The organism is Mesorhizobium sp. M7A.F.Ca.CA.004.04.2.1 (assembly GCF_004022825.1).
In the GTDB taxonomy this organism is placed as follows: Bacteria; Pseudomonadota; Alphaproteobacteria; order Rhizobiales; family Rhizobiaceae; genus Mesorhizobium.
The window spans coordinates 1-8,491 of sequence record NZ_RZPH01000164.1 but is presented as its reverse complement, the minus strand read 5'-3'; the positions used below and the strand labels follow the sequence as shown (position 1 = coordinate 8,491).

The window sequence follows — 8,491 nt, the reverse complement described above, 5'->3', positions numbered from 1 at the left end:
CCTGCAGGCTGACCGAACGCAGGACCTGGACGGTCCCAAAGGCTTTGGAAACGTCCTGGACGTCGAGAAGGGCCGGGGTGTTTTTCGGACTTGTGGACATTGCTATTCCCGGATGAAGGAGAAACGCCGCTCGAGCCGCCGGCTGGCGAGCGAAAGGGCATAGTTGACCGCGAAGTAGATGAGCGCGCCGAGAATATAGAGCGGCATGGCCTCATAGGTGCGGCCGATGACCTGGTTGATGGCCTGCATCAGGTCGGTGATGCCGAGCAGCGATACCAGCGCGCTGCCCTTGACCGCATCGGTGACGCCGTTGATCCAGGGCGGCAGGAAGCGCCTGAACGCCTGTGGGAAGATGACGTAGGCGAGCCGCTGTCGAAAGGTCAGCCCGATCGCCATCGCCGCCTCGGACTGCCCTTTCGGAATGGAGCCGACAGCGCCTCTGAAATATTCTACGACCTGGGCTGTCTTGAACAGGGTCAGCGCCAGCACGGCGGCCCAGAACGACGGCAGATGAAGCCCGATGGCCGGCAGTCCGTAATAGACAAAGAAGATGAGCACCAGGATCGGGATGCCGCGGATGGTGTCGCTGAAGATGCGCACGGCCCATTGCAACGGCACCGGGCCATAGACGAGACCGACGCCCATGATCACGCCGGCAATCAGCGAAAATACCACGACCAGCAGGGATACCCACAGTGTCAGCGCAAAGCCCTGGGCGAGGAAAGGTAAGGCATAGGCGATCTGGGTCAGCATATCAGCGCGCCGCCCTGAACCGGCGCTCGACAAGCCGAAGCGCAAAAAGCAAGATGTAGCCGGTCACCAGATACATCGCCGTGACCACGAGATAGACCTCGACGATGCGGAAGGTGTTGAAGTTGATCCACTGGGCGCCATAGGTCAGCTCCGGCACCGAAATGACCGACGCGACGGAGGTGTCCTTGAACAGCGATATGAAGGTGTTGGACAATGCCGGCAAGGTGATGCGCAGCATGGTCGGCAGGCGCACGTTGAGCAGCCTTTGCCAGGGTGTCAGGCCGATTGCCTTGCCGGCGTCCAGCTGTCCGCGCGGAACGGCTTCGAGCCCGGAGCGAAACACCTCGACCAAATAGGCGCCGCTATAGAGCGACAGCGTGACGACGAACGAGGTCGGCGCGCTGTAGGCGATATCGACCACTGTCGGCAAGCCGTAGAAGACGAGGTAGACGAGCAGGATCAGCGGCACGTTGCGGATGAATTCGACGTAGGCGGCGATGATGGTGCGCACGATGCGTCCGGCAGACACATACCAGACCGCCAGAACCAGGCCGATGACGATGCCGATGGCGATCGATATGACGGCGAGTTCGAGACTGAGCAGCAGTCCGCCCCACAGCTTGTCGAAGTGCCGCCAGATCAGGTTGAAATTAAGGGCATAGCCCATGCGTCCGCCTCAGTGCCGCAGGCTTAGAGCGGTTCACCGTTTCACGGAAACGGCGACCCGCTCTAACTCTTTGTTTTGACGCAATTCCGGACGAAAACCGTTTCACACTTTTCCTGGAATTGCTCTAGGGAGGCGGAAGGGCGCTGGATACGCCCTTCCGCCCGATGCAGGTCAGATGGCTGGGAAGCCGGGATGGCGCGCCGGCGGCTCCTGTCCGAAATAGTCCTTGAAGGCGGCATCGTAGAGTGCGTTTTCGTGGCCGAACATGGCGATGGTGAAGGTCGCGTTGACGAAGGTCAGCCAGTCAAGGTCGCCTTGCCGGAGTGCCGCGCCATAAAGCATGCTCAGCCAGCTCTTGCCGGCGTCGAAATATCTGTCCGGATTGCGCGAGGCGAGCCAGCGCACCGTGGACAGATCGACGGCAGCGGCGTCGACGCGTTTCGATTCCAGTGCCTGCAGCACGTTGGCCTGGGTATCGATCTGCATAACCTGGCACTCGGGCAGCACCGAATGCACCTGCGCCTCGGCATCGACATTCTGCAGGATGGAGACGCGTGTCGCCGAGCCGCCGGCAAGCAGCTTGTCGAAGGTCTTGTTCTCGGCGGTCGGAAGGCTCAGCAGGGCGACGCCCTCGACATAGTAAGGCCGGGAAAAATTGACCAGCTGCGAGCGCTGGGCGCTCATCGTCATGAACTGAATGGTGATGTCGACCTTGTTGGTGGTGACGTTGGGGATGCGCTGTGCCGGATCCTGCATCACGAACTCGACCTTGGTCGGATCGTCGAAAAGGCCCTTGGCAAGAATGCGTCCCATGGTGATGTCCATGCCGACGAGTTCGCCGGCATCGTTCTCGAAGTGCCACGGCGCATTGGTGCTGCCGGTACCGACGATCAGCTTGCCGCGATCGAGCACGGTGCGCAGCAGGCTGTCGGGTGCTGCCTGAGCAGCGGCCTTCTGGGCATCGACGGCTACCGCCGCACCCACGACGCCGGCCGTGGCCAGTCCCGCCATTCCCAATTTCAGAAAATCACGTCTTCCGGATGTGTCGTTCACGGCGACCTCCTTTCGTTTGTGTTCCCCTTGCACAGGCAATACACGCGTCAGTGACGTCGAAGCGATTGTCTCTTACAAGAGACGTGTGTATCCTGTACAGGACAGATACTAACACCGGGAATCAACAATGCAAGATGGCAATGCCTCGGCACTTTCAGCCGGCGAGAAGATTTCGGGCTCCCGTGAAAAGGGGCTCAACCGGGTGCTCGAGATTCTGGAGTTTCTTCACACGACCCAGCGCGCGATCGGCATTGGCGACCTTGCCAAGGGCGTGCACGCGCCCCGTTCGACGACCTATACGCTGGTGCGGTCGCTGGTCGATGCGGGACTGCTGGAAATGGAAGGCGACGGCAATCGCGTCTATTTCGGCAAGAAGCTCTATCTCTACGGAATGGACTATGTGCGGGGCAACGACCTGTTGAGGCGGGGGCGCCAGGAGGTCGACAATCTGTCGCGCGAGACCGGCGAGACTTCCGAACTGTGCATGCTGCAGAGCGGCCGCTATACGATCGTCCATGCGAGTCCCGGCACCAGGCCGTTCCGCATCAGTTCCGCCACCGGCTTGCAGATACCGCTGCCCTGGACGGCCTCGGGGCGGCTGCTTCTGGCGGGGCTGGAGAAGGCTGAGATCGAAGGCATGGTGTCGGACGACGATCTCGTGCTGCCCGACGGGCGCAAACTGCGGCTCGACGATTTCGTCGCCGACATCGCAAAAGCGCAGGTCACCGGCTATTGCGTCACTTCGGGCCTTGTCGATGCCTATACGAAGTGCCTTGCCGCGCCGGTGTTTTCAGCGCCGGGCAAGGTCGAGGCGACCATGTGCCTGGTGGTCCCCATCGATACGTCCGAGGAGCGGACCGGCGAACTTATCGGCCTGCTGCGTGATCGTGCCGCGAGACTTTCGATCGCAGCCTAGGCATGCGAACGAGCGAATGCCAGTTCATGCAATAATGTCGGGAATGATCTTGTCTTCCAGCGCCATCAGCCGATCCTTGAGGAACAGCTTCTTCTTCTTCATGCGCTGGATCTGCAGCGGATCGCAGGCCATGGCGATCATCGCGTTGATGGCGGCATCGAAATCGGCGTGTTCCTGCTTCAGGCGGGAAAATTCGAGGCGAATATCGGCCTGTTCCTGATCGGACATTCTCTACCGTCTGCACGTCTGCGGCGCCCAAAACTGGGCCTGATTGGGCGGGACCGGGTGTTTTGTCACCGGCGTGCAGCCCATATCACATTTCAAGGTGTCGTGGAATGCTACCACGGATCATTCGACATCGCCCGCGGAAGGTGACACACTGTCACCGTGCCGTCACAGAAGCGAACCTGCGGTGGACGCGCCGTGACGGTTGCAATCGAGGAAAACCATGAAAGGGAGAACCAATCATGTCTCTTGCATCCCATCTTGATGAGTTGCAGCGGAAACACGGCGACATCGAACGTGAAATCGATGACGCGATGAATCATCCATCGGTCGACGACCTCGAAATCGTGAATCTCAAGCGACGCAAGCTGGCACTCAAGGACGAGATTGAAAAACTAAGAGGCAAACCGACCACGCATTGACGCCCTCCTGACATAGCCGCCCAATATCCGCGGCCTCTTTTCCCGGCGGCACCCCGCCGCCGGCGTGGAGGGTTTTGATTTTCCAGCACCGGTCTGTCAGCCGAAGCTGGACTTGCACCCGGCTCAATCTCCGCTTCGGCCGTCGCCCGTTTCGCCAGATCATCGATTGTTTCTGGTCGCCGGCGGCGGGCGATTCCGGCCAGTGGCGACCTGTCGCCATTGACAAGCCATCTTTGCTCCTCCACCTCATGCCCGGACCTCAGCGCATCGGCCCGGGGCGTCGTTGTGCGTCCATGCAGGACACAAGATGCTCCAGAGACAAAAGGCTGCCGGCATGACCGGATATTTTTCCTCTCCTTTCCCCCGCCGCACGTCGGTCGGCGTCGATGTCGGCGGCGTGGTCGTCGGCGGCGGCGCGCCCGTTATCGTCCAATCGATGACCAACACCGATACGGCCGATATCGACCAGACGGTTGCGCAGGTCGCAGCGCTGCACCGGGCCGGCTCGGAGATCGTGCGCATCACCGTCGATCGCGACGAGAGCGCCGCCGCCGTGCCGCGCATTCATGAGCGGCTTCAGCGGCTTGGTATCAACGTGCCGCTGGTCGGCGATTTCCACTATATCGGCCACAAGCTTTTGGCCGATCATCCGGCCTGCGCCGAGGCGCTGGCCAAATACCGCATCAATCCGGGCAATGTCGGCTTCAAGGACAAGAAGGACCGCCAGTTCGCCGATATCGTCGAGATGGCGATCAGGCATGACAAGCCGGTGCGCATCGGTGTCAACTGGGGCTCGCTCGACCAGGAGCTTTTGACCCGGCTGATGGACGACAACCAGGACAAGGGTTTTCCGCTGACCGCGCAGGAGGTGATGCGCGAGGCGATCGTGCAGTCGGCGATCCTGTCGGCCGAGATGGCGGAAGAGATCGGCCTTGGCCGCGAGAAAATCATCCTGTCGGCCAAGGTCAGCGGCGTGCAGGACCTGATCGCCGTCTATACCGAGCTCGCCACCCGCTCCAATCATGCGCTGCATCTCGGCCTGACCGAAGCCGGCATGGGCTCGAAGGGCATCGTCGCTTCGTCGGCCGCCATGGGCATCCTGCTCCAGCAAGGCATCGGCGACACCATCCGCATCTCGCTGACACCGGAGCCGAACGGCGACCGCACGCGCGAGGTGCAGGTGTCACAGGAATTGCTGCAAACCATGGGGTTCAGGCAGTTCGTGCCGATTGTTGCCGCTTGCCCCGGCTGCGGCCGCACCACCTCCACCGTGTTCCAGGAACTCGCCCAGAACATCCAGGCCGATCTCAGGAAGAACATGCCCGTGTGGCGCGACAAATACCCCGGCGTCGAGAACCTCAAGGTCGCGGTGATGGGTTGCATCGTCAACGGCCCTGGCGAGTCCAAGCATGCCGACATCGGCATTTCGCTGCCCGGCACGGGCGAAATGCCGACGGCGCCTGTCTTCGTCGACGGCAAAAAGGCGGCGACGCTGCGCGGGCCGTCGATCGCCGCGGATTTCGAGAAAATGGTCGCCGACTATATCGAGCAACGGTTCGGTCGCGGCAAGGCCGCGGCCGAGTAGAACCGATGCAGCGTTTCCTTTGGGCAGCGCTGATCCTGCTGTACGGGCTGACCTGGTCGACCCTTGTGCAGGCCGATCCGCCGCAATCCGCCAAGCAGCGGCTGATCGACAAGGTCTGCAATCTGATCCAGGCGCATGCCGACCAGAACGGCCTGTCCAGGGATTTCTTCGCCCGGCTGATCTGGAAGGAAAGCCGTTTCGATCCCAACGCCGTCAGTCCGGTCGGTGCCGAAGGCATTGCCCAGTTCATGCCGGGCACCGCCAAGATGCGCGGGCTCGCCAATTCCTTCGACATCAACCAGGCGATTCCGGCTTCGGCCAGATATCTGGCCGAAATGAAAACCGGCTACGGCAATCTCGGCCTGGCCGCCGCCGCCTACAATGCCGGCGAGAGCCGGGTGTCGCGCTGGCTCAGCTCCGGCGGTTTCCTGCCGATGGAAACCGAAAGCTATGTCTTAGACATCATGGGCGAACCAGCCGACAAGTTCACCGACCGGGCCTATGCCGGAAGGGTCGAGCCGCTCGACGCAAAGACGGATTTTGCCGTCGCTTGCCGAAAACTGCCGGTGATCATGTCGCGGACGGTGGCCATGGCTTCGATCAACATAAAGCCATGGGGCATCCAAGTGGCCGGCAATTTTCGCCGCAGCGCCGCGATCAACCAGTGGGTCAGGGTAAGGAGCCGGTTCCCGGCCCTGCTCAACGGGCATGATCCGGTGGTCAGCCGGGTGCGCACGCCGATCGGCCGGCGCGGCATCTACGCGGTCAGGATCGGTGTCGACCGCCGCGCCGATGCCAACGTTATTTGCCAGAAATTGCAAAGTGTCGGTGGGGCGTGCGTGGTGGTGCGCAACCGGTAATTTGGCCGCTGCCGGCATGGTGTTTGTCCGAGAGAGGCATTTAAAAGCGATAGCCGTGACGTCGCATCCAGCAAAGATTTCAGCTATAGCGGCCGCCATCCTTACTGGGCGGCGGCCCTGTCTTTGACGAGCAGCATGGGCCTCAACATGTTCGATGGATACATCATCTGCGGCACGCCGAGGACCGGTAGCACGCTGCTGTGCAAGCTTCTGGCATCCACGAAGACGACTGGCGATCCGCACTCATTCTATCGGCGGCAGGATGTGCTGGAGTGGGCTGAAGAGTGGAAGCTGCCCGATCGCGACACGATGAGTGAGCTCGACTTCAATGTCGCCTATCTCAACGCGGCGATCGCTGCCGGCAAGGGTGGGACCGGCCTCTTCGGCCTTCGCTTGATGCGCGAAAATCTGGATGAACTCTCGGCAACCCTCGACCGGATTTTCCCGAAACTGCAGTCGGACAGAGCGCGTCTTGAAAAGGCCTTTGGCCGCGTCCTCTACATACACCTCTCGCGGGAGAACAAGCTCGCGCAGGCTGTCTCCCTGATCAAGGCGGAGCAGACCGGTCTTTGGCATATCGCTCCCGATGGCACCGAGATCGAAAGGGTCGCACCGCCGAAAGAGCCCCAATATGATTTCGAGCGTATCAAACGAGAGGTCACGGAACTCGAGACCTATGACGCGGCCTGGAACATTTGGTTCGCAGAGCAAGGCATATCCCCGCTGCGCGTCGGCTATGAGCGCCTTTCAGGCAATCCGGCTGCGACGTTGCTAGGCATCTGCGAAGCCCTGGGAGTCCCAGCACCTGACGAGGAGGATGTAAGCCCCGGCGTTGCAAAGCTTGCTGACGCGACAAGCCTCGACTGGATGCGCCGCTATCGTCTGGAGGCTGCCGCCGTCTGACGCATCCTCATGGATGCAGTCAGGCGGTCTTGGCCACGACGGTCTCGCTGAGCCAGGTGCCGATCTTGGTGCCTAGGCGGTCGGGCGAAACGGGCTTCGGCAGATAGTCGTCCATGCCTGAATCGATGCACTTGTCGCGATCGCCCTTCAGCGCGTGCGCGGTGACGCCGATGATCGGGATGTGGGCGCCCGTCGAGACCTCCATCGCCCGGATGGCGCGGGTCGCCTCGTAGCCGTTCATTTCGGGCATCGAAACGTCCATCAGGATCAGCTTGGGGCGCAGCGCCCGGTACATTTCGACCGCCGTGCGGCCATTGCCGGCGATACGGTAGCTCAAGCCCAACCCATTGAGGATCTGGCCGAAGACCAACTGGTTCACGTCATTGTCCTCGGCAATGAGGATGTCGATCGGTCCGTTCGGCGCGGTTGTCGATTCCGGCGCTGCCGCGACCGGCATTGCCGGGCCGCGGATGACGGTGAAGGCGGGCGGCGCTGCCAGGGAAGCCTGCACGATCGGTTCGCGGACGAACCGCGCCTTGCCGACCTGCGAACGGGCCTTCTGAATCACCGAGATGACGGTGCCGAGCAGCACCGCGGAGCGCGCCGGTTTGGTCAGATGCGCGGCAATGCCGAAGTCGATGATCATCTTGCCGAAATCGACCTGGTCGACCGAGGTCAGGATAACGATCGGGATGGCCGACAGGCGGCTGTCGGAAGCAATGGCTCTGGCGACGTCGGCGCCGTTCATGCCCGGCATCTGGTAGTCGAGGATGATGCAGTCGACGGCGGCGCCGAGTTGAAAGGCGCGGTCGAGGAAGGCCAGGCCGACGGCGCCGCTTTCGGCGGCGGCACAGTCGAAGCTCCAGCTTCTGAGCTGCTCGAGCAGGATTTCGCGGTTGACCGGATTGTCGTCGATGACCAGCACGCGCGCGCCGGTGACGTCGACCGGCACGATCTCGTCGCGCGCCGCGGCCTGATGCGCGGGCAGCGGCACAGCGAACCAGAACACGGAGCCACGGCCGATCTCGCTTTCGACGCCGATCTTGCCTGCCATCAGGTCGACGAGGCGGGCGGCGATGGCCAAGCCCAGCCCCGTGCCCTCATGGC

General features: G+C 62.0%; 10 protein-coding genes. 5 read left to right on the top strand and 5 right to left on the bottom strand.

Going from position 1 to position 8,491, the window contains the following annotated elements; all coding sequences use genetic code 11:
• Positions 1–102: 102 nt before the first annotated feature.
• From EN893_RS10250 to EN893_RS10240, 3 genes are all read right to left on the bottom strand, one after another.
• On the bottom strand, positions 103–753 hold the full coding sequence (locus EN893_RS10250) for an amino acid ABC transporter permease (protein WP_127267518.1): 651 nt from the start codon (positions 751–753) through the stop codon (positions 103–105).
• Position 754: 1 nt separating this feature from the next.
• A complete protein-coding gene (locus tag EN893_RS10245; protein WP_127267517.1) occupies positions 755–1,420 on the bottom strand; it encodes an amino acid ABC transporter permease in 666 nt (221 codons plus the stop codon).
• A 171-nt stretch (positions 1,421–1,591) separates the two neighbouring features.
• Complete coding sequence (locus EN893_RS10240) at positions 1,592–2,473, bottom strand: transporter substrate-binding domain-containing protein (protein ID WP_127267516.1); 882 nt, start codon at positions 2,471–2,473, stop codon at positions 1,592–1,594.
• 127 nt (positions 2,474–2,600) lie between these two features.
• Here EN893_RS10240 and EN893_RS10235 point away from each other — a divergent pair, with 127 nt between their 5' ends.
• A complete protein-coding gene (locus EN893_RS10235; protein WP_127267515.1) occupies positions 2,601–3,389 on the top strand; it encodes an IclR family transcriptional regulator in 789 nt (262 codons plus the stop codon).
• 24 nt (positions 3,390–3,413) lie between these two features.
• Here EN893_RS10235 and EN893_RS10230 read toward each other — a convergent pair whose 3' ends face one another.
• A complete protein-coding gene (locus EN893_RS10230) occupies positions 3,414–3,617 on the bottom strand; it encodes a DUF465 domain-containing protein (RefSeq protein WP_013529216.1) in 204 nt (67 codons plus the stop codon).
• Between the two features lie 239 nt (positions 3,618–3,856).
• Between EN893_RS10230 and EN893_RS10225 the strand changes: the two genes are divergently transcribed.
• The 4 genes from EN893_RS10225 (at position 3,857) to EN893_RS10210 (ending at position 7,384) form a co-directional block, all read left to right on the top strand.
• Positions 3,857–4,036, top strand: a complete 180-nt coding sequence (locus tag EN893_RS10225; RefSeq protein WP_013529217.1) for a YdcH family protein — start codon at positions 3,857–3,859, stop codon at positions 4,034–4,036.
• 334 nt (positions 4,037–4,370) lie between these two features.
• Positions 4,371–5,621 (top strand): flavodoxin-dependent (E)-4-hydroxy-3-methylbut-2-enyl-diphosphate synthase, encoded by a 1,251-nt coding sequence (ispG, locus tag EN893_RS10220; protein WP_164748833.1) that lies wholly within the window; start codon positions 4,371–4,373, stop codon positions 5,619–5,621.
• A 5-nt stretch (positions 5,622–5,626) separates the two neighbouring features.
• Positions 5,627–6,481: a lytic transglycosylase domain-containing protein gene (locus tag EN893_RS10215; RefSeq protein ID WP_127267513.1), complete on the top strand. Its 855-nt coding sequence runs from the start codon at positions 5,627–5,629 to the stop codon at positions 6,479–6,481.
• A 123-nt stretch (positions 6,482–6,604) separates the two neighbouring features.
• Positions 6,605–7,384 carry a Stf0 family sulfotransferase gene (locus EN893_RS10210; RefSeq protein ID WP_236383230.1) on the top strand — a complete coding sequence of 260 codons (780 nt, stop codon included), beginning with the start codon at positions 6,605–6,607 and terminating at the stop codon, positions 7,382–7,384.
• Between the two features lie 19 nt (positions 7,385–7,403).
• Here EN893_RS10210 and EN893_RS10205 read toward each other — a convergent pair.
• The coding region (locus EN893_RS10205; RefSeq protein WP_128361524.1) for a response regulator at positions 7,404–8,491 on the bottom strand (1,088 nt) is incomplete at its 5' end.